The sequence below is a fragment of the Stenotrophomonas sp. GbtcB23 genome, assembly GCF_019091045.1.
In the GTDB taxonomy this organism is placed as follows: Bacteria; Pseudomonadota; Gammaproteobacteria; order Xanthomonadales; family Xanthomonadaceae; genus Stenotrophomonas; species Stenotrophomonas rhizophila_A.
The window spans coordinates 1-276 of the sequence record NZ_JAGXKC010000383.1 but is presented as its reverse complement, the minus strand read 5'-3'; the positions used below and the strand labels follow the sequence as shown (position 1 = coordinate 276).

At 64.1% G+C, this 276-nt stretch carries 1 protein-coding gene; it reads right to left on the bottom strand.

Features of this window, described 5'->3' with window-relative positions; genetic code table 11:
- A partial coding sequence (locus KVS69_RS19495) for an SDR family oxidoreductase (RefSeq protein ID WP_217539625.1) occupies nucleotides 1-276 on the bottom strand: 276 nt, incomplete at both ends.

The following is a 276-nucleotide window of genomic DNA, read 5'->3' as shown; positions in this document are numbered from 1 at the left end:
ACCAGTGATGTAGCCTGCATGCGGTCCGGCCAGGAAGCAGACGGTCTCCGCCACCTCTTCAAGGGTTGCGATGCGACGGATCGGATGCATGTTCAGGATGGCTTCGCGATCCGGAAGCTCGCCGGCAACGTCCGAGGCCATGTCCGTGGGCATGATGCCGGGCTGAACGACGTTCACGGTGATATTGCGGGGACCGAGGTCGCGCGCGATGCCCTTCGCATATCCCACGAGCGCCGTCTTCGTTCCGGTGTAATCGGCGACCCCCGGGAAGGGCAC